Origin of the sequence: Lysinibacillus sp. FSL K6-3209, from assembly GCF_037976175.1 — a bacterium.
GTDB classification, from domain to species: Bacteria; Bacillota; Bacilli; order Bacillales_A; family Planococcaceae; genus Lysinibacillus; species Lysinibacillus sphaericus_D.
The window spans coordinates 2,576,628-2,601,608 of sequence record NZ_CP150264.1 but is presented as its reverse complement, the minus strand read 5'-3'; the positions used below and the strand labels follow the sequence as shown (position 1 = coordinate 2,601,608).

Below are 24,981 nucleotides of genomic sequence, written 5' to 3'. Positions count from 1 at the left end.
AATTAATTTTCAATAAGGAATTGCTAGATAGTGGGTAGCGAAGATGTAAAGCATTTAGGAAAGAAGGTATTGATGGATGTTTGATGTATTAAGTAAACTAAGTTGGTTTTTCAAGCAATATTGGAAGCAATATACAATAGCGATTGTACTCTTAATCATTGCGAGTGGATTAGAGGTTATTCCACCGTATTTACTAGGGTCTATTATTGATATTTTAACTGCAGGCACAATGACAACAGCTATTTTAACGAAATATTTGTTGATTTTTGTAGCTATTATAGTTGGTGGTTATGTCTTGAATTTTGTATGGCAATTTCGATTATTTGAAGGTGCCATTAATTTAGAGAAAATGTTACGTCGCAATTTAATGCAACATTTTTTACGTATGACACCGACATTTTATGAAAAAAATCGCACAGGTGATTTAATGGCACGAGCTACCAATGATTTAAACGCCGTGTCACTAACTGCGGGCTTTGGAATCATGACACTGATAGACTCGACGATATATATGGGCTGTATTATTTTTGCAATGGGTTATATGATTTCGTGGAAGTTAACGTTTTTTGCCATGTTGCCAGTGCCTATTATGGCTATTCTTATTCAGTATTTAGGGAAAATTGTGCATGAACGATATATGAAAGCGCAGGACGCCTTTGGGGAATTAAACGATAGTGTCCTTGAGTCAGTAGCAGGCGTTCGAGTTGTACGGGCGTATGTACAAGAAAAAAAGGACGAAGCAAACTTTGCGGCAATGAGTGAGGTCGTTTATGAAAAAAATATGCATACGGCAAAAATCAACGCTTTATTTGGACCTATTACGAAAGTAGGGACAGGGATTAGTTATGTTGTGGCACTTGGCTACGGTGCGCATTTAGTATCGACTGAGGCGATGTCGTTAGGGCAACTTGTAACATTTACTGTCTATTTAGGATTAGCGGTTTGGCCAATTTTTGCGATTGGGGAACTTATTAATGTGATGCAGCAAGGAAATGCCTCATTAGACCGTGTACAGGAAACATTACGCTATGAAGCGGATGTACAAAATAGTGCAACACCGCAAGCTGTAGCAACACCAAATGCTATCGGGTTCAACGATTTATCTTTCCAGTATCCAATGAGCCATGTGAAAAACTTGGAGCGTATTTCATTGTCGCTAAAAAAAGGGCAAACACTTGGCATTGTTGGAAAGACAGGTGCAGGGAAAACAACCTTCTTACGACAGCTGCTACGTGAGTATCCAATTGGAGAAGGTCAGTTGTCCATTGATGGCATTGATATTACAGCTCAAACAAAAGAGCAGTTACTCGATTGGATCGGCTATGTGCCGCAGGATCATGTATTATTCTCCCGTACAATTCGAGAAAATATTTTATTTGGAAAAGAAGATGCTACAGAAGAAGAGCTGAAACAAGCGATCCATGCAGCATATTTTGAAAAAGATTTAGCCCATCTCCCAATGGGGCTTGAAACACTTGTTGGAGAAAAAGGGGTATCACTTTCTGGAGGTCAAAAGCAACGTGTATCAATTGCGCGGGCACTTATTAAAGACCCTGAAATTTTAATCCTTGATGATTCACTTTCAGCTGTAGACGCTAAAACGGAAGCTAAAATCATCGAAAATATTCAGCGTGAACGACAGGATCGAACGACGATTATTACAACCCATCGATTATCAGGAATTCAACATGCCGATATGATAATTGTGCTTGATGAAGGACAAATAGTAGAACAGGGAACACATGAACAGCTCCTTTCACAACAAGGCTGGTATAAAGAACAATTCGATCGTCAGCAGCTAGAAGGGGGTGCCTCATGAGTACGAGTCAACGCTTAACACGCTATGCAATGTATTTTAAAAAACCAATATTTTTAGGGTTATTTTTCTTAACAATTGCTGTTTTTACCGAACTTGTAGGACCGTTTATTGCAAAACACATCATTGATAATTATATGACGATCGGTCAAATAGAGATTAAACCGATTACGTGGTTGTTACTATTGTATTTAATTTTGGCGATTGCTACAGCCGTTTTACGTTACTTTATGTATATTTATTTACAAATGGGCGCAAATCGTGTTGTTCAAAAATTACGTAAAGATGTTTTTGAGCATATCCAAACGTTACCAATCCAATATTTTGATAACTTACCAGCAGGGAAAATTGTTGCGCGTGTAACCAATGATACCGAGGCAGTACGCAATTTATATGTGCAGGTACTATCAAATTTTGTGACAAGTTTAATTTCAATAATCGGTGTTTATGTAGCACTATTTATTTTAAATTGGCAAATGGCATTATTGGCTTTAGTCATGGTGCCGGTTATTTATGTATGGATGATTTTATATCGTAAATTTGCTTCGAAATACAATGATGTTATTCGCACAAAGATTGCCGATATCAATGCAATGATTAATGAATCCATTCAAGGTATGACAATTATTCAAGCATTCCGACGTGAGCAACAAATGACGAAGGAATTTGATGATATGAATAATGAACACTATGCCTATGAACGTAAACTATTAGTGCTCGATTCAGCGACTTCATTTAACTTAGTGAATACGTTAAGGCTTTTAATGTTTACGATTTTTATTTTCTATTTTGGGACCCAATCGATGACGACAACGCAAATAATTTCAGCAGGGACTTTATATGCTTTTGTCGATTACTTAACAAAACTCTTCAATCCGATCACCAATATTGTAAATCAATTTTCGCAGCTTGAACGCTCGCTGATTGCAGGGAAGCGCGTGTTTGAGGTGTTAGATATAGATGGAGAGCCCGTATCTGAAGTAAGTCTACCAAGGTATAAAGGAAATGTAGTGTTTGAGGATGTTTCCTTTGCCTACAAAAACGATGACTATGTTTTGAAAAACTTATCATTTGAAGCACATCAAGGAGAAACAATTGCACTTGTAGGTCATACGGGCTCTGGAAAAAGTTCGATTATGAATTTATTATTCCGCTTCTATGACCCATCAAAAGGCAAGATTTCGATTGATGGTATTGATATCACAACGGTTGCTCGTCAATCTATGCGTGAGCATATGGGGATTGTTTTACAGGACCCTTATTTATTTACCGGAACGATTGCGTCCAATGTGAGCTTAAATAATCCGAAAATCTCTCGACAAAAAGTGGAAGATTCTTTAAGAGCCGTTGGAGGAGATCGCGTGCTTGCAAACTTGCCAAATGGCTATGATGAACCAGTGATTGAAAAGGGAAGTACATTATCTTCTGGTCAGCGACAATTAATTTCTTTTGCACGTGCATTAGCCTTTGATCCAGCCATTTTAATCTTAGATGAAGCAACTTCAAATATTGACACTGAGACAGAAGAAATTATTCAACATGCAATGGATGTACTGAAAAAAGGGCGCACAACATTCATTATTGCCCACCGTCTGTCAACAATCAAAAATGCGGATCGAATACTTGTCTTAGATCGTGGAAATATTGTGGAGCGTGGTACCCACGATGAGCTATTAGCACATGGTGGAATTTATGAAAAAATGTATCAAATGCAAGCGAACTCTTTGCAGTAATAAGCGCCATTCCTAAATGTGTGGCATATTTTGTATAAAATATAGAACCCCACTTTTGTGAACTGCACCCCAATTGTTAGACACATCTAACAATTGGAGGTGCAGTTTTTTAATGGCTAAATATACTGCAGAGGAAAAATTACAAGCAGCTTTACGATACTTAGAAGGCAAAGAAAGTTCACATGAAATTGCTAAATCGATTGGGACAGATCATAAGGCTATTCTTAACTGGGCTAAACAATATGAGTATAACGGTGTTGAAGCGTTTATAAAATCATATACAAACTATACAGCACAGTTTAAACTAGACGTACTAAACTTCATGATTGAGCACGGCACGTCCTTAATAGAAACAGCGGCTATCTTTGGTATAGCAGCTCCATCGTCCATTATTCATTGGCGAAAACAGTTTGAAACAAAAGGATTCGATGCCCTTCAATCAAAGGAAAAGGGGCGTCCATCCATGAAAAAAGAAACCAATAAACAACCAAAACATACACCAGTAGAAGGCTCACCAGAAGCACTTCAAGCTCGTATCAAGCAGCTTGAAATGGAAAACGAGTATTTAAAAAAGTTGAACGCCTTAGTTCAAGCCAAAGAAACATCACCAAAGAAGACAAAGTAAAGGTCATCTATGAATTAAGGCATAAATACTCGGTGAAGGCACTTGTCGAATTCGCACAGATTCCACGTAGTACGTATTATGACATAGTGAAGAAACTGAATCGTCCCGATCCAGATACCGACTTAAAGGCTGAAATTCAATCCATCTATAACGAACATGAAGGCCGTTACGGATACCGTCGCATTCGTGATGAACTCGCAAATCGTGGACGAAGAGTGAATCATAAGAAAGTACAACGTATCATGAAAACACTTCGTTTAAAGTGCGTAGTCAGAATGAAAAAGTATAAATCATATAAAGGGACAGTCGGTAAAATCGCACCGAATATTTTAGACCGCAAATTTACAGCTGAAGCCCCTAATGAAAAGTGGGTAACAGATATTTCAGAGTTTAAATTGTTTGGTGAAAAACTCTATTTATCCCCTGTTTTAGACTTATTTAACGGAGAAATTATTACTTACACAATTGGTCATCGACCAACGTATTCACTTGTCTCAGAAATGTTGGAGAAAGCATTAGAGAAGTTACCAGAGGAACGCCAATTACTGATGCATTCCGATCAAGGCTGGCATTATCAAATGAAGCAATACCGTCACGCACTTGCATCAAAAGGCATTGTGCAAAGTATGTCACGTAAAGGCAACTGTTATGACAACTCGGTGATGGAGAATTTCTTTGGGATTTTGAAATCGGAATTCCTTTATTTAAAGGAGTTCGAAAGTGTTGAGCATTTTAAATTGGAACTTGAAAACTATATAACGTATTACAATACGAAACGAATTAAGGCAAAATTAAAACTGAGTCCGGTACAATACCGAACTCAGTTTACCCAAGCTGCCTAAATGAAATAACCGTGTCTAACTTTTAGGGGTCACTTCATTGAAATGGGGTTCTACAAATCGAAAGGCATCAAGAAGTTCGCTCTTGATGCCTTTGCTTTATCTTGTGTAGAGTAAAAACGCCCTCTATAGTTAATAAGTACTTTTCACATTTTGTAAGACATTGACAAAGAATAATAAAATAGAAAGTGCAACGGCAATTCCACCGCCAGATACGAACAGTTCAAATAACCAATGAGGCACATCTAAGTAAACCATCATCATCCCAACTAACAGAAACGGTAAACCGATATTGTAAAGCCAAAACTGTGCCTTGGCGAGCCCTGTTTCTGCAGCATCCTTAAAATGACAATAAACGAGCCCTATGAATCCCGTAGTTAGCCAACCAACGACACCAATATGTGCATGTGTCGTCTTCCATTGAAGTTGAATTGCATAATGCATAAACAGTCCAAAAGCGATTGTAAGTATTAAATAGAAGATCGATATTTTAATCCATTTTGCGCCCATCGAAACCAACTCCTATTTTGAAAGCGATTTTAGCTAGCTACTACAGTCTATTCATGTCGGAAAAAAAGATGTCTGTCCACTTCGAAGAAGTTAGAATAGTTGTTGAATTGAAAAAATAAGCGCTTTTACTTAAAATAAAAAATAATTAGAGAATATTTTGCCAAATGGAGGATCTATGAAAAAGAAAATTATTATACTGATGATGCTTTTAACCATGTGTTGTTACCCATTGCTATTTGTTGAACAAGCACAAGCAAATGAGCAAACGATGACGAATAAAATCAATACAATCATCGCTAAAAACTGGAAAAACAATGAATATAGTATTACGGTGCGAGAAATGGAAAAAGGAGACGTTCTTTATAGTAAGCATGGGGAAAAAATGATACGTCCCGCATCCACTCATAAATTGCTTGTTAGTGCTGCGGCATTAGATTTACTCGGCTCTGATTATCGTTTTGAAACGAAGGCTTATGTGGATGGTCCCATTGAAAATGGTGTATTACAAGGAAATATTTATTTACAAGGTGGGGGCGATCCAACATTATTACCTGTCCATTTAGAAACATTCGCCAATGGGCTGAAAAAGTTAGGAATCACCAAAATTACAGGTGCATTGATTGCTGATGATTCGTGGTTTGATGACGATCGATTAGCCAAAGGAATAGTCCCACAAGAAGAGGCATTCTCTTATGCATCACGTATTTCTGCTCTAACGCTCTCACCGAATGACCAATATGATGTCGGCAATGTCCATGTAAAAGTAACTGGCACTAAAATTGGACAAGCAGCCAAAATACAGCTTTTACCATATGCAAGCACAATCCCCATTGTCAACAAAACAAAAACTGTGAAAAAGGGTGAGAAATCGACCGTCAAAATCACAAGAGAATATGGAACAGATCGTATTGTTGTAACAGGCAATTTACCAGCAGGTACAGAAAAAAATACATATGTGACTGTTTATAATCCAACGATGTTTACGCTTGATGTATTACGAGAAAAATTAGTAGCAAAAGGTATTCAAAAAATGCCTCTTACCGAAGGGAAAGTACCAGAAAATGCACAGCGAGTTGGCATTACTTACTCCATGCCATTAAAGGATATTAATTTTCGATTTTTAAAGTTAAGCATTAACGGCATGGGAGAAATGCTAACTAAGCAATTGGGAAGGGAGCTTCTTGGAGAAGGAAGTTGGTCGGCAGGCATTGAAGCCATTCGCACCTATGGTATAGATAGTGGATTAAATATGGACCAATGGTACTTTGAAGATGGCTCAGGCTTAAATCATCAAAACCGCGTAAGTAGTATGCAGGAAAGCTTATTACTATTTAAAGTTCGACAAAAACCTTGGTACTTCTCGTATTTGGATGCTTTACCACATGCGGGGCGAAAAGGAAAGCTGGTTGGGGCGACATTAGAAAACCGCTTGAAAGGTTATAGTGTCTCAGCTAAAACGGGCTACATAAGTGGTACCTATGCATTAAGTGGCTATGTCAAAGGGAAAAGCGGCAAGTGGTATATTTTTAGTATTTTAACGCAAGGCAATAAAGGTTCAGCAATTGCTACGATTGATGAAATTGTCAAGCAAATTGCCATTGAAATGTAAAGGGTTTCAAAAGAGTGAGCAATCTAGTTTAATTATGAATAATTTAGTGTTAAACTATTTGATGATTAATGAAAAGGAGCTGTTTACTCATGGGCAAATTACAAGACAAGGTAGTAATTATTACTGGCGGTGCTGGCGGTATCGGTAGTGGTATGGCAAAAGCAATGGTAAAAGAAGGAGCAATCGTAACGATTGTAGATTTAAATGAAGAAACAGGGAAAGCAATGGAAAAAGAATTGCAAAAAATTTCTCCAAAATCAATGTTTTTACAGGCAAATTTAATGGATCGTGCTAATTTGCATAAAATAATCGATACAGTTGTTGAAAAATACGGTAAACTAGATGTATTAGTTAATAATGCACATGCTTCAAAACAAGCAACGATTGAAGATACAACGCAGGCTGATTTAGATTTATCATTTGATACTGGTTTCTATCCAACATTTTATTTAATGCAAGCAGCATTACCGCACTTAAAAGAAACAAAAGGGAATATTATTAACTTTGCTTCTGGTGCTGGAATTGCTGGTCATGAAACACAAGGTGCGTATGCTGCAGCAAAAGAAGCAATCCGCGGCATTTCTCGTGTAGCGGCAAATGAATGGGGACGTTTCGGTATTAATGTAAACTTAATTAGTCCAATTGCAAATTCACCAGGTGTACAAGCATGGGCAAAAGCACAACCAGAATATTACGAAGCTGTTAAAAATAAAATCCCAATGGGTCGCTTTGGTGATGTAGAAGATGACATCGGCCGTGTAGCAGTATTTTTAGCATCAGAGGATTCACAGTATATCACAGGTCAAACACTTATGGTTGACGGTGGTTCAATCATGCTTCACTAATTTTCTCGGTTATTGTTCGAGGAGGATTTTTTTGACACAGACAAGTATTTTTAAACTCATTCATATGATTGATCAGATGAATAATGCTAATATTATACGTTTTACGAAAGGTTTTCCTTATCCGTTAGGCATTTCACCGATTTTAGTTTTAAGTGAACTAAAAATGAAAGGCCCGCAAAGACAAGCAGAATTAGCGGAAACGATTGGTTATACGAAAGGTGCTATGACAAGCATTGCTGAAAAATTAGTAAAACTGGGCTTAGCAGAAAGACTATATGATGAGGCTGATAGACGTACGATTCGTTTACAGATTACGGATAAAGGTGTAGACGCATTGATAAAAGCACAAGAAGTTGGAAAAGATGTATTTATTCAGCTTTTTGAAGTATTGAATGATGAAGAGATTGCACAATATTTGTCCATTCAAGAAAAGTTAGTGCAAGGAATACACGACAGAAATAATCAATAAGCAAGTTGCGTTTTACAGTAGCTTGGAGAAATACCTTGAGCGTTATTAGTGCTCAAGGTATTTTTCTTTTTTTATAGTAAAGATTGCGTTAATGATGGTCCAAAATGTATATCAAACCGAAAGGCTTGTGCTAGAAAACGATTAAGCGTGTGAGATGGTTTTCTTGGCGTATAAATGATATGTATACATACAATATAGAAGCATAAATCTTTGAAATAAACGTAAAATCGACAAAAAAACTTTATAATTGAAGGGAAATTTGCTATTCTATACGGTACAAAAGGGATTTTTACATACATAAAGAAATGTTTTCTTACTGTAGGGAAATGATAGAAGGTAGGTTAAAAAATAACAAGATAAAACAGCAGCATTTACAAACAGGATTGCCAATTTTACATATTAACGAATATAAAGACGCATATTTAGTAAATACTAGTGTACGTCTTTTTTTCGTCCAATATGCATATAAATAGACCAGATAAACTTTTTTCCAACCTAAAACGTCAAAAAGAGGGGCAAATTTTTTAAAAAGCTAGAGAGGACTTAAGTATGGAAAAAAACATGAAACGAATGAAAGAAAAGAAAAAAAAGAGTAAGAAGAAAATATGGCTTTGGATAGTAGGTAGCCTATTAACGATTTTTTTAATCTTTATAGGTACAGCTTATTATACTATTCAGAAAACGATGAATAAAATAAATACACCTTTAGTTGAAGCGACAGACATTACTGAAGAAGCGCCAAAAACAATGAAGAAAAAAGAACCGTTTTCTGTGCTGTTACTCGGTGTTGATGAACGAAGCAACGATAGTGGCCGCTCAGACACAATGATTGTCATTACGGTCAATCCTGAAAAACAAACGATGAAAATGTTAAGCATTCCAAGAGATACACGTACCGAAATCATCGGTCATGACACAGTAGATAAAATTAACCATGCTTATGCTTTTGGAGGCGTACCAATGGCAATGGATACAGTTGAAAATTTGTTAGATATTCCACTCGATTATTATGTATTTATTAATATGGAAGGGTTTCTACAAATTATAGATACGCTTGGTGGTGTTACGATTGAAAATGATATGGATTTAACCTATGATTCATACCATTTTCCTAAGGGAGAACTATCTTTAAATGGCGATGAAGCACTTATTTTTTCACGTATACGCTACGAAGATCCACGAGGGGACTTTGGTCGCCAAATTCGTCAACGTCAAATTATTGAAGCGGTAATGAAAAAAGCTTCTACACCGTCCGTGATTTTAAAGGCTAGTGATATGCTCGATGTTGTCGGAGACAATGTCCGCATGAATTTTACAGTGAAAGATTTAATCCAGCTACAAAGTATATATAAGAAAATGGATAGTAGTATTGATCAGTTATCATTTGAAGCAGAAGGAGGGCAAATGATTGATCGAATTTGGTATTATGTACCAGATGAAACGGAGCTTCAACAAATACAAACAGAGTTAAAAACCCATTTAGAATAAGGCACGATCATTTGGCTACAATAGTTGTAAAAATATGTTTGCGAAGGGAGCGAGATGAATGAATGGGAGGACCCAGGTGCTTAGGTATACAGCATTAAATAATTGCATGCAAAGCTATGTACCTAAACGGAAAGTACAAAAAAGTCCAGTTAAATTCATGATGCAACAGCTACAACTATTATGTTTTAAAATTTTTATGTAAGACAAAAAAATCATTCAGGTAGGATGCATGCCTAGTTGAATGATTTTTTTCGTTATAAAACGTACTAGCAGTTTTTTATTTCGTTTGAAATATCTGAAAATTTGGTGTATAATTCTTTATAAGAAATAGTTGAGGGAGTGATTGTGATGATGATTGGTACAATATTGTTAGCTATCGCGTTGCCTGTTGGGATTGTATTAGCAGTTGATTTATTTAACGAGCAACATCACTCTACTACATAAAGCAACTAGTTGATGTACATAAATAGAATATATTTTCCAAGACACAAGCGACTGAGCTTATGTCTTTTTTTCATGGTATGGAAACATTTTGTGTTTTTATTCGTCAATAGACACTAGAAAATGCTATACTATTAAATAAAAAAGTATCGGGGAATGAGCATGCAAGCAGAAAAAACGAATATGAAAAAAGAAATTCTATCCTACATTAAAATTATTGTTATTACAGCAATCGTCGTCTTAGGCTGTAAGCAATTTTTATTTGCACCGATAAAAGTACAAGGTGCTTCTATGTATCCGACATATGAGGATAAGGACATCATTATTGTAAGTAAAACAAGTAAAATTGAACGCTTTGACCAAATTGTCTTTCAATCTCCAACTGAGGATGAATTATATATTAAGCGTGTGATAGGGCTTCCAGGGGATACAGTCGAAATGATCGATGATGTATTGTATGTAAATGGAAAGGCCTATAAAGAAGATTATGTCAATCGTCAAACCGATGATCCGAGTCAACTACGCATTACCGAGAATTTCACATTAGAAGGTTTAACAAATGAGAAAAAGGTGCCAGAAGGTAAATACTTTGTCATGGGTGATAACCGTTTGAAAAGTTATGATAGTCGCCATTACGGCTTAATTGCAAAAGATGCTATTTATGGAGAAGCGAAATTGACTCTTTATCCATTTAAGCATTTTCACATTGGCATTGAATAGAGACCAACGATAAAAATTCAAAAGGGGGCAGCTCATTGGAAATGGGCATGCCTCCTTATTTTCTTTATTTTGCTGATAATGCTTTACACACTTTATAAGAAGGGTAGTAAACGCAAACTGTTGAATCTTCAACAGTTTCTTTTAGTGGATCTTGTCTCTTTTCTAAGCTAGATGTTGGTTGATCGATTGAGAGCTCTTCTACTACTAATTCCGCGCCATAAAATAGCATTAAAAAATAGCATACTAATCCAAATATCCGCAAACAATCACCCCATTGCTATATTTCATGTCTATTACTATGTATGGTCGAATGATAAAAAATATAAGCAAAAAGCTAAAAAAATATATAAAAATAAATTGAGCTTATGTAAAGATGCGGGTGTTAGCAAATAGAGTGATAGAAAAATGTTGTAACGCAAAAATCCATATGCTAATATAGCTAAAGTAAAATAATGATCTGTATAACCTCAATAATATGGATTGAGGGTCTCTACCAGGAACCATAAAATCCTGACTACAAAAATTTGCTTGCATTTTGTAGTCAGGATTTTTTTATGCTGCTACAAAATGGGCGTGTAACAGAAAGGTGATTCCATGAATTGGAGAGTATTTATATTGGCAGCTACTACTTTTGCAGTTGGGTTGGTAGAGCTAATTGTGGGCGGTATATTGCCATACATCGCAGATGATTTGAACGTCACAGTTGCAACAGCAGGACAATTAATTACCATTTTTGCACTAGTATATGCTATTTCAGCACCTGTCCTTTTATCGTTAACTGCGAAAGTGGAAAGAAAGCAGCTCTATCTTATTTCATTGTTTTTATTCACATTGGGGAATGTTATGACCTATTTCAGCCCGACCTTTGCCATTGTGATGATGGCAAGAATTATCACAGCAATGAGTACAGCATTGGTTATTGTATTGTCTTTAACAATTACAACAAAAATAGTAGAGCCAAGACATCGTGCCAAAGCGTTAGGGCTTATTTTTGTCGGTGTTAGTTCGGCATTAGTCATCGGTGTACCGATGGGCATTTTTATTACAGAAGCATTCGGTTGGCGTGCTGTTTTTTTAGGGATTGCAATGTTGTCAACTGTATCCATGATTCTAATATTTATGATTTTAGAAAAAATGCCAGTTGTTGAAGTGGTGCCATTAAAAGCTCAAATCAAGTCATTAGCTAATTGGAAAATAGCGAGTGCGCATTTAACAACACTGTTTATGCTAGCAGGGCATTATATGCTGTATGCTTACTTTACGCCATTTTTAGTAGAAGCATTTAATTTAAGCTCTTCTTGGATCAGTATTTGTTATTTAGTATTCGGTCTTGCTTCAGTAAGCGGAAATGCAATTGGTGGTTGGTTAAGTGACCAAATTGGTACGGGCAAATCGATCGTTATAATTATTGCAACATTTGCCATCGTGCTGTTCAGTATTCCGTATACGATTGTCGCTTTTCCGTTATTTTTAGTCGTGACAGTGTTGTGGGGAGCGCTTAGTTGGGCACTTACACCACCGTTACAAAATTATTTGATTCAAACAGATCCGAAAACATCGGATATTCAACAAAGCTTAAATACTGCCGCTCTACAAATAGGGATTTCAATAGGCTCAGCAGTTGGTGGGGCTATGTTTACGGTTACAGGCTCGGTCATGCATTTAGCAAGCTTCGGTGCTATTTTAGTGTTAGCTGCGTTAGGGTGTGCCATTTTTTCTTTAAAGAGAGCACCGCTTGCAAATGGCAACTTATAAAATATCCATGCATGATAAACGTAAATTATGAAATAAAGCAGGACTATGATTATTGAAAATCGAATGTAAGAGAAGAGAGGGAGGCTGGTAAATAAATGCAGGTAGATTTAACGGAATTTGAAGGATTGAATGTGAAAGTTGTCGCAACGATTGATCACACGCTTTATCGGAACGTTGGTGCCATTATTTTATATGAAGAAGATTCACACATTTTATCTGTACGAAAACTGAAACGAAAAATCGCTGATCAATATATACCAACAGACGAACTCGAAAATTTTATATTTGATTCACAAGCTGATGCTATTAAATTTACACATAAGTTAACTAGAATGAGTGCGCTGGATTATTTGTTAGTGACAAACAGAGAAAAACAGGTAAGTGAATAGCCGTTTAGGTCGTCTTGTCATGTACGGGACGACCTAAACAATTGCTTTAGTCCTCGTTTTACATTGTAGAAGGAGCAAGTAACCAACGTTTTTTGTGACTAAGTGCAATTAACTTTGCGCCGAGATTGGCATACTTCATATGAAAGACTTGATATTTTGTAGAGAGCGTATGCTCGATAGACATGTCCATCGCTTGACTGACTGAAATTAACGACGAAGCAATATTCATTGATAGGATGGCGCTAATTTCGCAATCATTTACGGCTGTCTTGCCTCGAATCTTAGCAATTTGTAAATTTCCTTGGTCAATTGATAGTGGTGGGGCAAGAACGCCATTTTCTTTTAATAGCTTCTCTAATTGCTTATTTTCCTCTTTTAAATATTGAATAAACTCCAAAATAATGACTTTTAACTCTCGATTCACTGCATGTTTGAAAAAGAGATGATTGGTTGCTATATAGCCATTATTGACCCCAAGTTGTTTCCAAATTACAAACACTTCCTTAAAACGTAGAGCGTCTATATTTCGCTTTGACATTTTCATTATGGCACGTCCTAACTCATTTTATAGTTGTTGAATGTGAGATTAGGATGGGAGTATTCGTTATTTTTTATACATTTATAGGAAAAATAGTCATTGTCAAAAATATTATGTGTGTCATCTAGCAAAACATATGTACAATTATTTGTTTTGAAGGCTTCGCCACTTTACTTCTGCATTTTCACTATTTTGCTCTTCAACTGAAGTCTCGTCACGAAGCATTCTTTATCTATCCTCATTTTTTTGTTGTTTTATTTTTAAAGCTCCTAATCGTGGTCTTTAAGGACGCATAGTTACCAATGGCTGCGTATCCATAAAAAAAGCCCATAAATACTCCAGCTAAAAAATTATGTTTATGGCTAATAAAAATAGAAATCATTAACCCTAGCGCCAGAGCGATTGCTGGGACATATTTAGGTTGAATAGGGAAAAAAACTTTAATTGCTTGTGTCAGGATCATGACAACCGGTACGGCAATCACAGCATCCCAAAAATTTGTATGGATAATAGGAAAGCCCATTTTATATACACCTCTTTCATGCATGATGAATAATAGTTAGACTTTCCATTCTGAAATGTTTTATGCATTTTTGCAACGAAAACTAATAGACTTCATGGCATTAATACGAGTAACCATTTGGATGCATGTAGGGATAATGGTAAAGATTTAGGTTGTAAGGCGGATACAGTTGCATAAAATTTGGTGAGCTAGAGGGAGTTGGAATGGATTGGTTGCATTCTTTTGGAGGACCGATATAAGTCGTAGGAACAACAGGCGCAATCGTTTGTTTCCATACATTTTCATCTAAGCAATACGTATGCGCCATAATTGCTGTTGGTGTAAATTTCAAAATATCAGAACCTAAAATAACTTCTGGTGTAGGGGCATCAAAAATAGCGAGTATATGCGTGTTGTCTGCATTCGCGACAATATAATGCCACCACCCTTGTGGAATATTTGCTACCTGTCCAGATTTTATTGGGTAATTTTGAATTTGTTTTGTAAAAGGATTTAAAAGAGAAACGGTAGCAGCACCAGAAATACAATAAACAAGCTCTCCTGCATTTTGATGATAATGCGGTTCTACAACATTATTGGTACTTAGAAATATATCAAGCAATGACACATTTTCTAATGTATTTAATTGGGCAGTACCAAGAATGTTGATGTAGTTTTGATTATCCTTTTTAAATAGGGGGCTTGTATTTACATCAAACGTAAACTGCGTGGATGGAGATGTGTAGTCGATGGGCAAAACAATACATCCTTCCTTCATGTAAGTATATGATCGTCAATATCACAGATTATGACTATAGATGTTGGTGCTTTAAGCAAAACGCCTATGAAAGAGCTAAGTATCAAAATAAAATTAAGGGTTTTAAATTTTTATACAGTAATCAATGATTATTTTGTATTTCAATTATAACCTCCTTTTCAGAATTTACTTGAGATTTTAGATTAAACCAGATAAATAAGTTTAATACATTTACGATTATTATGATGACTATAATTGCGACTGCTACTTTTACCCAATTCATATGTACCTCACTTCCTTTTTTATTTTTTGGGCTTGGATTTATACTAGTCTATAAAAAAATTATAATATATTTCTGATAATTAATGAAGAAATAAGCTACTTTAAACGATTACATTAAAATACAGTTTCTACAATTCCTATTTTTCAGTCAGTGTCCAAGTAAAAATTTATGAATACGCATTTGTCTTCTACATAACAATACAAGTATAAACATATAAATAAAGGTAGCGAAAAAATACTAGTGTTTAACCATTAATAGAATCAAATCTAGTATTTTCACAATTCAACTACATCTTATTAAAAATTAAGGAAATCTTAAGTTTCAGCTTAAGTAAAAATTAAGATTTATTTTCTATACTATAAAAATAAGGAAATTACGAAACCATTTGAAGAATTAAAACGTATTGGTATTAATAGAACAATATTGAAGTAGGTGACGAAATGGTATATACCATTTACATAGTATTGACAAAAACAGGGACCTTATTATCGAAAGCAATAGGGATGTATACGGGAAAAGAGATGAACCATGCTTCCATCGCCTTTGACCAGGAACTTTTTGATATGTACAGCTTTGGAAGAAGACAGCTCAATAATCCTCTAAGTGGCGGTTTTTTAAGGGAAAATGCTGAAGCGGGTCTTTTTGAATGTGCGGATTGTGTGATTTACCGTTGTCGTGTTTCGTATTATCAGTATCTAGAGATGGAAAAAATTGTACACTATATGTATTGCAATCGAGATCGCTACAAATATAATTTTATTGGGCTTTTTGGTGTGATGATGCAAAAGGAAGTACGCAGAGAACGCGCTTATTTTTGTTCGCAGTTTGTGGCAACCCTTTTAAAAATCGGTGGTCTGAAGATTTATCAAAATCCAGCGTTAATGACCCCCGACTGTATTGCACAGTTACCTTATTTAGAAGAGGTTTTTGCTGGTAAACTAGCAGATTATTTACAAGATGTACGACAACCTGCAATGCTGTATGGTTAAAATCACTTTATTTAATGATGTTGTATGCCCCTATTGAATACATGCAATACATTTTTTTGATATAATGATTGAGTAAAAAGAGGGCGGGTGATAAAGGTGCAAATCATTGTAGTTGAAGGTGTACCTTATCATTGGGTAAAACAGTTACAAGAAATTCATGCACATGTATTTGAAGGTGCACAACTTACCCTAGAAAAACTTGAAAGTAAAAAAGACCTGCTTTGTTTATTTGCCGTGGAGAAAGAGGAGATAGTAGGTTTTAAATTAGGTTATCCACATTCTGATGGCGTTTTTTATAGTTGGTTGGGCGGTGTTCACGAAAAGATGCGAGGTCAAGGCATTGCGAGTCAATTGATGCGACAGCAACATGAAAAGGTGCTAGAACTTGGCTTTAGTAAAGTTCGTACATACGGTAGAAATAAGCGCAAAACTATGCTTATCACGAATATTCACCATGGTTTTGATATTGTATCGACTTTTATTGATGATAAAGGTCGACATAAAATAGTATTTGAAAAATTATTGAATTGAGGAATGTATGATGAAAGCATATTTAGCGAATGGGTTATTTTCTTTAGGAGATCGCTTAGTAAATGAACGATTAGCAAAGGCAATTCGACAAGCGATACCAGATATTGAATTATATGTGCCACAGGAGAACGATGCGATTAATGATAAGTCATCCTATGCGGATAGTTTAGCCATTGCAGAAGCGGATTTAGCAATGCTACAAATGAGTGATGTATTAGTAGCTGTGTTAGATGGTGTAGAAATTGATTCTGGCGTAGCGGCTGAAATTGGTGCATTTTCAATGCTGAACCGCCCAATCGTTGGGGTATTTACAGACGTCCGTCAACAAGGGCGAGAAAATATGATGAAAATAGAAGCGCTTATACGTGATGGCATTGAAAATCAATTTGTTTACCGTAATTTATTTGTTATCGGTTTAATCAAGCGCAACGGTGTCATTACGACTTCTATTGACGGTGCTGTATTAGCGGTTCAGGAACTTCAACAATAAGGAGGAATGGCAATGCTTTTAACAACAACGGATGTTGTTGCAGGAAAAGAGATTGAAGAAACATTAGGTTTAGTTAAAGGCAATTCGGTCCAATCGAGAAATATTGGCCGCGATATGATGGCGGGGCTTCGCAATATTGTCGGCGGTGAAATGAAAGAATATGCAGAAATGCTCGTGCGTTCCAGAGAAATTGCTACACGAGCTATGGAAGAAGAAGCGCAGCTTTTAGGAGCTGATGCGATTGTAGCTGTTCGATTTTCCACATCATCTGTTATGGACGGAACGTCAGAGGTTTTAGTTTATGGTACAGCTGTAAAATTAAAAAGTTAACTACTATAAGAGGACTTCAACCTACTCGGATTGAAGTCCTTTAAAATGCAAAATTACTTGATAATACTTACAAAAAAGCGGTATGTCCGTCTGTGAAGAATGGAATCTAATATAATTAGTATTGCACTAATTATCCCAATTATATAGAAAATTCGTAGTTATAAGGACTAATGATGTCCATCTCGTTTTGTATAATAAGAGGGTAACTATGTAGAAAGAGTGGGATATATGGTGGATTCACAACAAAATAAAGGCTATCGTGTCATTTCAATGTTCGACAGATTGATGGATGGTCAAGGAATTAGCAAAAAGCAAGAAGCATTTACACATCAAGTTGGTGAAAAAACCATACAACGAGATTTAGATCAAATTCGAGCGTATATTGAAAAAGCTAAATTAGACTGTCATTTAGAGTATGTGCGAACAGAAAAAGTGTATAAGCTAACGAATACTGGAAAAAACGTTTTATCCAAAGAACAAGTGCTAGCGATTGTTAAAATACTCATTGAATCAAGAGCGCTTTTAAAATCAGAAATGAGCGACATTATCGATAAACTTATTTCAATCGTTGCAGCAGATAAACAAGAGTTTATTCATAATATCATTTTAAATGAGAAGCATTTATACGTTGACTTAAATCATAAAAAATCTCTTTTACATTTAATATGGGTAATTTCAGAGGCGATTCAAAAGAAAAAAATAATTAAAATTGATTATTTACGAGAGAGTGAGACAATTCCTTCACAAAAGATATTAAAACCTCTTGGTGTTATTTTCTCCGAATACTATTTCTATTTAATAGCTTATGATAGTAAGCAAGAGAAGGACCTACCGATTGTCTATCGTATTGATCGTATCCAGCATTTTCTAGAGTTAGATAAGAAATTTCAAATCCCCTACTCCGAACGTTTTCAAGAAGGTGAATTTCGTAAACGCATTCAGTTTATGGATGCAGGTGAGCTGATGCATATTAAATTTCTATTTAAGGGGCGTTCGCCACAGGCGGTCTTAGATCGTTTACCGACAGCTAAAATTTTGTCCAATAAAGATGGACAATGCATGTTTGAAGCGGAAGTTTTTGGTCGTGGTATTAAAATGTGGCTACTTAGTCAAGGGGCGAATATTGAGGTGCTGGAGCCATTGGAGCTGAGAGAAGAAATGATTGAAACAATTCAATCCATGCAACAAAATTATCTTTATATGTAGACGAGGAAAGTATACTTCATTTTTTAGCCACATTAAAAAAAGTAATAAGAATGCATGAAAAGATGACTAAATTCCCTCCCTCTTGCCGACTATAAAATGGAGGGGGGATTTAAAATGTACTCACTTTCAAATTTTAAATTATTGGTTGAAAAACAGAAGGAAATTGATGCAATTTATCAACAATGCGATGAATTAAAAAAAACAACGGTTACACCTAAAATTTCTGAAGAAGTAGATCGATTTTATACATGTTGTAAAACGCATTTAGAACAGCAAGGTTTTAAGGTGACCTTGTCATCGTCAAAATTAATTGCAGAGTATAAAGAGGCATTTATTAATATCGATAAGCATTCAAAAGATATTGAGGAATGTATTTTTATTAATTTAAATAATTATGTGCAAGATCAGTTATCTATTATGTTAGACATTGAATATCAACAGTTCGAACAAATCATTACATATAACCTAGATGGTTTTTCAACGGTTATAGAGCAAGTAAACGAAAAACTAAATCAAGCAAAAAATTTTCAAGATGCTTGTAAAGCCGCAAAGCTTATTTATAAAAATAATCAAAATGATATTTTTCATTCCGCTGATGAAGCAGTAAACTATTATTTTAAGTAAAACACAAGGCATCCTCCTTACTCGGGGCATGCTTTATCGCAAATATTCGTTGGTAAAGAAGTATTATAAGCATGATAAATGGCATTGTTGGATGTCTTTTATCGACAAGTTGAGCATACTAGGAGTGCATCTAGTATGCTGTTTTTTGTTTTTTCTACGACATTAGGAGTCTTTATCCTTACAATTAAAAGCTTTTTTTATGTGATAGGCACTACAAGCAGTTCCTTGCTCATCGTAAATTTCTTTACCTACGACTAATTCAGTATTGCGATTAGCGTATTCGTTATAGTTTGTAATCGATAGTACATCATCTGCAGTCCAGTTTACATTCACACTGCCTTTGGCATCACTAAAATAAATTGTTTGTTCTTCATCATGTTTTTGATGATGTATAATATTGACAATCATCTTGACTCCTCCTATAGCGCCGCCATAATTATCATAATAAACTTGTGCTGAATAGTCACCATTTGGTGAAGGAATAGGGCGACCATCTTTTGTATCGCCTGTATAGGAAAAAGTATAAGTAAAATGGTGATAAACAACATAAAGGCAAAATAGTAATAGTGGCATCAACAAATATAAACTAATTTTTTTCATATTCTTCCATACCTCCTGTAAATACTACGAAACTTTTCAGTGAAAGTTCCTAGAATGGTAGTTCTCTTTTAAAAGGGTTTTTGCCAATTTTGGAGAATTGTAAATATAATAAGGGAGGAATAAGATGTTTCCTATTGTAGAGACTGAACGTTTAATATTAAGAGAAATAATGGATGAAGATGCAACAGACCTTTTTCGCTGTTTTTCCAATCACCTTGTTACCCAGTATTATGGACTAGAACCCTTTGCAACAATCGAACAAGCAGAAAAACTAATCGAAACTTTTTCTAAAAATTATAAGGAAAAAAGAGGTATTCGATGGGGGATAGAGCGGAAAGAAGCAAAAGGCATTATCGGAACCATCGGCTTTAACGCATGGTCACCTAAACATAAACGGGCTGAAATTGGCTATGAGTTGCATCCCGACTTCTGGCGAAAGGGCTATACAAAAGAGGCGGTAGCTGAAATTGTGTCCTTTGGGTTTGAAAAGATGGAACTAAACCGGATTGGGGCAATTGTCTTTATTGAGAATGTAGCATCCAATCAGTTACTAGCTCATTTAGGTTTTCACAAAGAAGGCGTTTTAAAGGAATATATGTATCAACAAGGGAAAGCACATGATACAAATGTATATGCTATTTTTAATGATAAGCCATAAAGCCATGAGCCCAAATTCACCTTTCAGTGCGTTTGGGCTCGCTGGATGAATATGATTTAATCTTTTGTTAACGACAGTAGAAAGCTGTCTCGATCTGTTTCTTCTTGCATTTTACTATCGACTAACATGGCGCCATACTTCACAGTTGTCATGTTGGCATCGACTAAAAATTGTACATTGACTTTAGCCTTTTTGTTGTTGATAGGACAATCACCTTTAAATTCCACTACATCTTGTCCCTTTTGTGTCTCAAAATAAACCCAATATGGATTTTCGCAAGCTGAAGCAAAAGCTGTTTCGAGTGATTGGTTACTATTTTCGATTGAATAGTTTTTGACATATGTAATATATTCATTATCCGTGATGTCTTCTTGCGGACCATAAAAATACCAAAACACGCCTATTATGCCGATTGGTATAATCCATAAAATATTACGCTTACTTAATTTCCCCATTTCCCATCCCCCTTTATAACCATATTTTATCATCCTGAGCCTATTATTTGCTAGCTCAATATAATATTTTCTAGCTTAAACTTTTTTCTTGTTACTTATTAAAGCGGGTAGTGACTAAAAGAATAATGATTCTATTTTCTCTTCTAAGCCGTTAGTTTGTATAGAAAATTAATAATAGATAATAAGGGAGAATAGAATGGAAGAACGCAAAACAGAAAGGGGATGAAATGCTTGTCAAATTATGTACAACATGCCGTGTTTGAACATAGTTTTTGGCTAGAAATCTTGAAAGATCACAGTAATTTTATTCATGATTCATTGTATCCTTCAGAAACAGAGGATATCCAAAAAGCGCATTCATTTATGGAACAATTTTCTCAGTTACTCGCCTTTGCCAAATCCATGAAAGCTGCAGAAGTAGCAATATCGTTTTCACTTAGTGTTGCTGAGGTAGTTGAACAATTCAAACAGTTTAAATTTCACATTCTTCGAAGACAGTTGGTAGGCAAGATTGGTATTCATTTAGCGCCCACATTTATTAATCATATGGTCAGTGAATTAGAGGAGTATCAACATGTCCTCGGCTATTTACAAAAAGGTGAAATCCCTCCAATTTTTCATGAACTACATCATCATTTACTTTGGCTTTTAGATGCATCAGGACATGCTGGTACAATCAATGATGAATTAGATGGGGTAGAAAAAAGGTTGAAACAAAAGAGCGAAACTTTTACCCATCATTTTGAACAATTTTATTTAAAGGCAGTCGAGTTAACGGGATATTTGCGTTCTAATGTAAGCACATTTCCTGCTTTAACACGCTTTAATAAAGATGTAGAAATCGAAATGAAATTGTTTAAGACATTTTTACGGGAGTTAGAGGAAATGGAGCTAAGCGCTGAAGTACTAGGGACATTTACAGCACTTATGGCGGACCATATGTGGAGAGAGGAACAGTATTATTTAGCTAAACTAGCGCAATCTATAGGAGAAGGATAAATTAAAAGATGATAAGAGCTAACATTCATTAAATAATGATGAACAATTTCCCCAATCTTGAAACCAACAAACTACAATTATTGTTTTTCTATTTCTATAAAAAATCGTATAACTTAACTATAAAAAAGTGTTGAGAATGGGCAACTTCTCTTTTTTATTTGTCATCCAAATTACATTCATTCGAAATACGATGTCGTTTTAGTATAAAGACATTAGGAAGTGCTATTTTACATCGTTTACAGTAAAATAGTAGTAGGTATTTCACAATTAACTCAACTAATCCATTAGTTGAGTTTTCCATTTTTAGCTAACAAACTACTAAAATATTTAAAAGAAGATGTGATTATTTCATGGGAAAAATTGCTATTTTATTATATGGATAATATTGTTCAAAGTAGGTTCTTGACTTGAAAAAACATTCTAACACCTTGTTTGCCAAGAAGGAATAGGACATATAAATGTTCGACTATATGAAAGGAAAAGTCGAATAAAAAAGGAATAATAGGTATAAAGTTAAAGATTTTTCTTGGGTTTGTGAAAAAATGTACTTAAGCTAAACGGGCAGGATAGTTTAAGTGTATTTCTTCACAACAACTTGTACTTTGAACTATGAAGTGTTAATATACTATTAATCGAAAGGAGAGATGGGTGGACAATGAAGAACTAATCTAATTTTTAACAATTGAAATAGTATATTTCAGTTTAAAAACTTAGGATTAGTTTGCCCATTTTTTCATATACTAAATAAATGTAAGACTGAATAGCTAAAAAGGCTACTTAGTTTTATTTGAGTATCGTAAAGAGTGACATGACTAATCCTTCCAACATTATATGGGAGGATTTTTTATTATTCTCCCAGAATCAAAATAAAGAAAGAAGGAATCGAATTGTTAAAACAAAAAGAACTAATGGCAAGGGTTAAGGAACTTGTCCAGTCAGATGAACGAATATCTGCTTGTATGATGTATGGGTCTTTTACAAAAGGAGAGGGAGATCAATACTCTGATATAGAATATTATGTTTTTCTGAAAGATGATACAATTTCCACCTTTGATTCAGCAAAATGGCTAAATGAAGTCGCTTCCTACCATTTACTCTATCAAAATGAGTACGGTACGGAAGTAGTAATTTTTGAAAATCTAATACGTGGTGAATTTCATTTCCTTTCCGAAAGCGAAATGAATATTATTCCTTCATTCAAAGAATCAGGCTACATTCCTGACACAAAAGCAATGTTTATTTATGATGAAACAGGACAATTAGAATTGTATTTATCAGGGTTGGAAGGTTCGGGACCAAATAGACTTACAGAAGAAAACGTAAATTTTTTATTGAATAATTTTTCCAACCTATGGTTAATGGGGATTAATGTTCTTAAAAGAGGGGAATATGCACGTTCACTGGAAATTTTATCTCAATTACAAAAAAATATACTGCAACTCATTCGAATTGCGGAAGAAAATGCCGATAATTGGTTTAATATGACAAAGAATCTTGAAAAAGAAATTAGTCCTGAAAACTATGAAAAGTTTAAAAAGACTACTGCCCGATTAAATGAATTAGAACTATATGAAGCCTATAAGAACTCTTTGCTTCTCGTTATGGAATTTCGAAATCTTGTTGAAAAACAGTATCAGTTAACCGTTAGCAATGATTTTTTCGAAAAACTGTTACATTATATGAATGAATAGAAAAAAACTTATTGTGCTATCGGGTGCTTAATACAAAAAGGAAGGTGAGTGAGAGAATAAAATTCAACTCTTTAATTCCAGAGTTTTCAGTTAAGTACATTGAGAAGTCGAAATGGTTTTATATAGATATACTTGGATTCCAATTAGAATATAAGAGCATAGTAGTAAAGGGGTTAGTCGTAAGGCAGGGATTTTGTTAAGCAAGTTCTTTTAGTGTTTCATATTCTTTACCTTGATGAATACTATGGAATTTACATATGGTAAACTTTAAATAAAAACGACTTTTATGTAACGCTATTTTAATTATGATATACTTTTGAAAAGGTACATAAATTCTAAAGAATATAAATGGATACAGTTATAAAGTGGCATGCTATAATTTAAAGCACTGATGGGTGATTTCATGTATAAAATTATGATGGTAGAAGATGATGAAAAAATTAGAAGAATCGTTTCCGATGTGCTTCACAAATGGAAGTATGATGTGATTGAGGTTACAAATTTTGACCAAGTGTTAACGGAGTTTGAACAGGTCCAGCCACACTTAGTATTATTGGATATCAATTTACCGACATTGGATGGTTTTTATTGGTGTCAGCAGATTCGTTCAGTTTCCAAAGTCCCTATTATATTTCTTTCTTCTAGAAACGAAAACATGGATATTATTATGGCTATTAATATGGGCGGGGATGACTTTGTGCAAAAACCGTTTGATTTAGATATACTTGTTGCCAAAGTAAAAGCACTTTTACGTAGAAATTATTCCTATCGAGATGAAGAATCTGTACAACTTATCCATCGGGGTTTGAAATTAAATATAAGCAATTCGGTGGCTGAATATAAGGGACAGAGCGCAGAGCTATCTCGCAATGAATTTATTATTTTACAATTAATGATGCGCAAGATTGGGAAAATCGTATCACGAGATGACTTAATGCAGGCATTGTGGAATGAAGAGCAATTTGTTGATGATAACACACTGACAGTAAATGTGAATCGTTTACGTCGAAAGGTTGCTAGTCTTGGGTTGAATGATTTTATAGTTACCCGTAAAGGAATGGGGTATATTATCGAATGACTTTTTTTCGG

28 protein-coding genes and 1 riboswitch are annotated in these 24,981 nt (G+C 35.1%); of the genes, 21 read left to right on the top strand and 7 right to left on the bottom strand.

Features of this window, described 5'->3' with window-relative positions:
- Positions 1-76: 76 nt before the first annotated feature.
- The 3 genes from MHH88_RS12585 (at position 77) to MHH88_RS12575 (ending at position 5,016) form a co-directional block, all read left to right on the top strand.
- Complete coding sequence (locus MHH88_RS12585; RefSeq protein ID WP_069513223.1) at positions 77-1,819, top strand: ABC transporter ATP-binding protein; 1,743 nt, start codon at positions 77-79, stop codon at positions 1,817-1,819.
- Positions 1,816-3,549 carry an ABC transporter ATP-binding protein gene (locus tag MHH88_RS12580; protein WP_069513224.1) on the top strand — a complete coding sequence of 578 codons (1,734 nt, stop codon included), beginning with the start codon at positions 1,816-1,818 and terminating at the stop codon, positions 3,547-3,549. Before MHH88_RS12585 ends, MHH88_RS12580 begins: the two co-directional genes overlap by 4 nt.
- 112 nt (positions 3,550-3,661) lie before the next feature.
- Positions 3,662-5,016 (top strand): IS3 family transposase gene (locus MHH88_RS12575; protein WP_337982349.1). Its coding sequence is split into 2 segments (ribosomal slippage): positions 3,662-4,115 and positions 4,115-5,016, totalling 1,356 coding nucleotides; the frame shifts between segments, so codons are not numbered across the junction.
- A 129-nt stretch (positions 5,017-5,145) separates the two neighbouring features.
- Here MHH88_RS12575 and MHH88_RS12570 read toward each other — a convergent pair.
- Positions 5,146-5,523 carry a hypothetical protein gene (locus MHH88_RS12570; RefSeq protein ID WP_339258455.1) on the bottom strand — a complete coding sequence of 126 codons (378 nt, stop codon included), beginning with the start codon at positions 5,521-5,523 and terminating at the stop codon, positions 5,146-5,148.
- A gap of 175 nt (positions 5,524-5,698) precedes the next feature.
- Here MHH88_RS12570 and dacB point away from each other — a divergent pair, with 175 nt between their 5' ends.
- The 6 genes from dacB to lepB all read left to right on the top strand — a co-directional run bounded on the left by dacB (position 5,699) and on the right by lepB (position 11,095).
- Positions 5,699-7,132 carry a D-alanyl-D-alanine carboxypeptidase/D-alanyl-D-alanine-endopeptidase gene (gene dacB / locus MHH88_RS12565; protein ID WP_339258453.1) on the top strand — a complete coding sequence of 478 codons (1,434 nt, stop codon included), beginning with the start codon at positions 5,699-5,701 and terminating at the stop codon, positions 7,130-7,132.
- An 89-nt stretch (positions 7,133-7,221) separates the two neighbouring features.
- Entirely contained in the window at positions 7,222-7,977 is a 756-nt protein-coding gene (locus tag MHH88_RS12560; RefSeq protein ID WP_024360998.1) for an SDR family oxidoreductase, read from the top strand.
- A gap of 31 nt (positions 7,978-8,008) precedes the next feature.
- Complete coding sequence (locus MHH88_RS12555; protein ID WP_103976372.1) at positions 8,009-8,446, top strand: MarR family transcriptional regulator; 438 nt, start codon at positions 8,009-8,011, stop codon at positions 8,444-8,446.
- Between the two features lie 549 nt (positions 8,447-8,995).
- A complete protein-coding gene (locus MHH88_RS12550) occupies positions 8,996-9,934 on the top strand; it encodes an LCP family protein (RefSeq protein ID WP_339258450.1) in 939 nt (312 codons plus the stop codon).
- Between the two features lie 348 nt (positions 9,935-10,282).
- Complete coding sequence (locus MHH88_RS12545) at positions 10,283-10,378, top strand: hypothetical protein (RefSeq protein WP_029747072.1); 96 nt, start codon at positions 10,283-10,285, stop codon at positions 10,376-10,378.
- Between the two features lie 159 nt (positions 10,379-10,537).
- Entirely contained in the window at positions 10,538-11,095 is a 558-nt protein-coding gene (lepB, locus tag MHH88_RS12540) for a signal peptidase I (RefSeq protein WP_103976375.1), read from the top strand.
- Positions 11,096-11,159: 64 nt separating this feature from the next.
- Here the strand turns inward: lepB and MHH88_RS12535 are convergent, their stop codons facing one another.
- Positions 11,160-11,324, bottom strand: coding sequence for a hypothetical protein (locus MHH88_RS12535; RefSeq protein ID WP_339258447.1), 165 nt, complete (start codon positions 11,322-11,324; stop codon positions 11,160-11,162).
- Between the two features lie 208 nt (positions 11,325-11,532).
- Positions 11,533-11,632: riboswitch (purine riboswitch) on the top strand.
- A 57-nt stretch (positions 11,633-11,689) separates the two neighbouring features.
- On the opposite strand from MHH88_RS12535, the gene MHH88_RS12530 reads away from it, so the two are divergent.
- Entirely contained in the window at positions 11,690-12,850 is a 1,161-nt protein-coding gene (locus MHH88_RS12530; protein ID WP_103976377.1) for an MFS transporter, read from the top strand.
- 95 nt (positions 12,851-12,945) lie between these two features.
- A complete protein-coding gene (locus MHH88_RS12525) occupies positions 12,946-13,239 on the top strand; it encodes a hypothetical protein (protein WP_103976378.1) in 294 nt (97 codons plus the stop codon).
- A 58-nt stretch (positions 13,240-13,297) separates the two neighbouring features.
- Here MHH88_RS12525 and MHH88_RS12520 read toward each other — a convergent pair whose 3' ends face one another.
- The 3 genes from MHH88_RS12520 to MHH88_RS12510 all read right to left on the bottom strand — a co-directional run bounded on the left by MHH88_RS12520 (position 13,298) and on the right by MHH88_RS12510 (position 15,042).
- Positions 13,298-13,783, bottom strand: a complete 486-nt coding sequence (locus MHH88_RS12520) for a DUF3231 family protein (protein WP_339258444.1) — start codon at positions 13,781-13,783, stop codon at positions 13,298-13,300.
- A 232-nt stretch (positions 13,784-14,015) separates the two neighbouring features.
- Positions 14,016-14,300, bottom strand: a complete 285-nt coding sequence (locus MHH88_RS12515) for a hypothetical protein (RefSeq protein ID WP_069513231.1) — start codon at positions 14,298-14,300, stop codon at positions 14,016-14,018.
- Between the two features lie 100 nt (positions 14,301-14,400).
- On the bottom strand, positions 14,401-15,042 hold the full coding sequence (locus tag MHH88_RS12510; RefSeq protein WP_339263055.1) for a cupin domain-containing protein: 642 nt from the start codon (positions 15,040-15,042) through the stop codon (positions 14,401-14,403).
- Between the two features lie 717 nt (positions 15,043-15,759).
- Here MHH88_RS12510 and MHH88_RS12505 point away from each other — a divergent pair.
- The 6 genes from MHH88_RS12505 (at position 15,760) to MHH88_RS12480 (ending at position 19,489) form a co-directional block, all read left to right on the top strand.
- Complete coding sequence (locus MHH88_RS12505) at positions 15,760-16,308, top strand: hypothetical protein (protein WP_069513232.1); 549 nt, start codon at positions 15,760-15,762, stop codon at positions 16,306-16,308.
- Between the two features lie 96 nt (positions 16,309-16,404).
- The gene (locus MHH88_RS12500) at positions 16,405-16,839 is read left to right on the top strand and encodes a GNAT family N-acetyltransferase (RefSeq protein WP_069513233.1); all 435 of its coding nucleotides are present in this window, start codon (positions 16,405-16,407) and stop codon (positions 16,837-16,839) included.
- Between the two features lie 7 nt (positions 16,840-16,846).
- A complete protein-coding gene (locus MHH88_RS12495) occupies positions 16,847-17,329 on the top strand; it encodes a nucleoside 2-deoxyribosyltransferase (protein WP_339258441.1) in 483 nt (160 codons plus the stop codon).
- A 12-nt stretch (positions 17,330-17,341) separates the two neighbouring features.
- The gene (locus MHH88_RS12490) at positions 17,342-17,659 is read left to right on the top strand and encodes a YbjQ family protein (protein ID WP_024360985.1); all 318 of its coding nucleotides are present in this window, start codon (positions 17,342-17,344) and stop codon (positions 17,657-17,659) included.
- A 228-nt stretch (positions 17,660-17,887) separates the two neighbouring features.
- Positions 17,888-18,865, top strand: coding sequence for a WYL domain-containing protein (locus MHH88_RS12485; RefSeq protein WP_081328032.1), 978 nt, complete (start codon positions 17,888-17,890; stop codon positions 18,863-18,865).
- 114 nt (positions 18,866-18,979) lie between these two features.
- Positions 18,980-19,489 carry a hypothetical protein gene (locus tag MHH88_RS12480; RefSeq protein ID WP_339258438.1) on the top strand — a complete coding sequence of 170 codons (510 nt, stop codon included), beginning with the start codon at positions 18,980-18,982 and terminating at the stop codon, positions 19,487-19,489.
- Positions 19,490-19,651: 162 nt separating this feature from the next.
- On the opposite strand, the gene MHH88_RS12475 is transcribed toward MHH88_RS12480, so the two are convergent.
- Complete coding sequence (locus tag MHH88_RS12475) at positions 19,652-20,089, bottom strand: DUF5412 family protein (protein WP_339258436.1); 438 nt, start codon at positions 20,087-20,089, stop codon at positions 19,652-19,654.
- 124 nt (positions 20,090-20,213) lie between these two features.
- On the opposite strand from MHH88_RS12475, the gene MHH88_RS12470 reads away from it, so the two are divergent.
- A complete protein-coding gene (locus MHH88_RS12470) occupies positions 20,214-20,747 on the top strand; it encodes a GNAT family protein (RefSeq protein WP_339258434.1) in 534 nt (177 codons plus the stop codon).
- Positions 20,748-20,803: 56 nt separating this feature from the next.
- Here the strand turns inward: MHH88_RS12470 and MHH88_RS12465 are convergent, their stop codons facing one another.
- The gene (locus MHH88_RS12465; RefSeq protein WP_339258433.1) at positions 20,804-21,202 is read right to left on the bottom strand and encodes a glucosamine 6-phosphate synthetase; all 399 of its coding nucleotides are present in this window, start codon (positions 21,200-21,202) and stop codon (positions 20,804-20,806) included.
- 231 nt (positions 21,203-21,433) lie between these two features.
- Here MHH88_RS12465 and MHH88_RS12460 point away from each other — a divergent pair, with 231 nt between their 5' ends.
- The 3 genes from MHH88_RS12460 to MHH88_RS12450 all read left to right on the top strand — a co-directional run bounded on the left by MHH88_RS12460 (position 21,434) and on the right by MHH88_RS12450 (position 24,970).
- Positions 21,434-22,201 (top strand): DUF2935 domain-containing protein, encoded by a 768-nt coding sequence (locus tag MHH88_RS12460; protein WP_339258431.1) that lies wholly within the window; start codon positions 21,434-21,436, stop codon positions 22,199-22,201.
- Positions 22,202-23,088: 887 nt separating this feature from the next.
- Positions 23,089-23,892 (top strand): lincosamide nucleotidyltransferase Lnu(G), encoded by an 804-nt coding sequence (gene lnu(G), locus MHH88_RS12455; protein WP_025785293.1) that lies wholly within the window; start codon positions 23,089-23,091, stop codon positions 23,890-23,892.
- A gap of 403 nt (positions 23,893-24,295) precedes the next feature.
- Complete coding sequence (locus MHH88_RS12450) at positions 24,296-24,970, top strand: response regulator transcription factor (protein ID WP_101152101.1); 675 nt, start codon at positions 24,296-24,298, stop codon at positions 24,968-24,970.
- The last annotated feature ends 11 nt before the right edge of the window (positions 24,971-24,981 follow it).

Bases quoted from the DNA above. Each gene is read 5' to 3' on its own strand.
- MHH88_RS12535 (WP_339258447.1), bottom strand. From the start codon at position 11,324: ATGCTATTTTATGGCGCGGAATTAGTAGTAGAAGAGCTCTCAATCGAT.
- MHH88_RS12495 (WP_339258441.1), top strand. From the start codon at position 16,847: ATGATGAAAGCATATTTAGCGAATGGGTTATTTTCTTTAGGAGATCGC.
- MHH88_RS12490 (WP_024360985.1), top strand. From the start codon at position 17,342: ATGCTTTTAACAACAACGGATGTTGTTGCAGGAAAAGAGATTGAAGAA.
- MHH88_RS12475 (WP_339258436.1), bottom strand. From the start codon at position 20,089: ATGAAAAAAATTAGTTTATATTTGTTGATGCCACTATTACTATTTTGC.
- MHH88_RS12550 (WP_339258450.1), top strand. From the start codon at position 8,996: ATGGAAAAAAACATGAAACGAATGAAAGAAAAGAAAAAAAAGAGTAAG.
- MHH88_RS12450 (WP_101152101.1), top strand. From the start codon at position 24,296: ATGTATAAAATTATGATGGTAGAAGATGATGAAAAAATTAGAAGAATC.
- MHH88_RS12465 (WP_339258433.1), bottom strand. From the start codon at position 21,202: ATGGGGAAATTAAGTAAGCGTAATATTTTATGGATTATACCAATCGGC.
- MHH88_RS12525 (WP_103976378.1), top strand. From the start codon at position 12,946: ATGCAGGTAGATTTAACGGAATTTGAAGGATTGAATGTGAAAGTTGTC.
- MHH88_RS12545 (WP_029747072.1), top strand. From the start codon at position 10,283: ATGATGATTGGTACAATATTGTTAGCTATCGCGTTGCCTGTTGGGATT.
- MHH88_RS12580 (WP_069513224.1), top strand. From the start codon at position 1,816: ATGAGTACGAGTCAACGCTTAACACGCTATGCAATGTATTTTAAAAAA.
- MHH88_RS12530 (WP_103976377.1), top strand. From the start codon at position 11,690: ATGAATTGGAGAGTATTTATATTGGCAGCTACTACTTTTGCAGTTGGG.
- MHH88_RS12470 (WP_339258434.1), top strand. From the start codon at position 20,214: ATGTTTCCTATTGTAGAGACTGAACGTTTAATATTAAGAGAAATAATG.
- MHH88_RS12570 (WP_339258455.1), bottom strand. From the start codon at position 5,523: ATGGGCGCAAAATGGATTAAAATATCGATCTTCTATTTAATACTTACA.
- MHH88_RS12520 (WP_339258444.1), bottom strand. From the start codon at position 13,783: ATGAAAATGTCAAAGCGAAATATAGACGCTCTACGTTTTAAGGAAGTG.
- MHH88_RS12485 (WP_081328032.1), top strand. From the start codon at position 17,888: ATGGTGGATTCACAACAAAATAAAGGCTATCGTGTCATTTCAATGTTC.
- MHH88_RS12585 (WP_069513223.1), top strand. From the start codon at position 77: ATGTTTGATGTATTAAGTAAACTAAGTTGGTTTTTCAAGCAATATTGG.
- MHH88_RS12515 (WP_069513231.1), bottom strand. From the start codon at position 14,300: ATGGGCTTTCCTATTATCCATACAAATTTTTGGGATGCTGTGATTGCC.
- dacB (WP_339258453.1), top strand. From the start codon at position 5,699: ATGAAAAAGAAAATTATTATACTGATGATGCTTTTAACCATGTGTTGT.
- MHH88_RS12505 (WP_069513232.1), top strand. From the start codon at position 15,760: ATGGTATATACCATTTACATAGTATTGACAAAAACAGGGACCTTATTA.
- MHH88_RS12560 (WP_024360998.1), top strand. From the start codon at position 7,222: ATGGGCAAATTACAAGACAAGGTAGTAATTATTACTGGCGGTGCTGGC.
- lepB (WP_103976375.1), top strand. From the start codon at position 10,538: ATGCAAGCAGAAAAAACGAATATGAAAAAAGAAATTCTATCCTACATT.
- MHH88_RS12480 (WP_339258438.1), top strand. From the start codon at position 18,980: ATGTACTCACTTTCAAATTTTAAATTATTGGTTGAAAAACAGAAGGAA.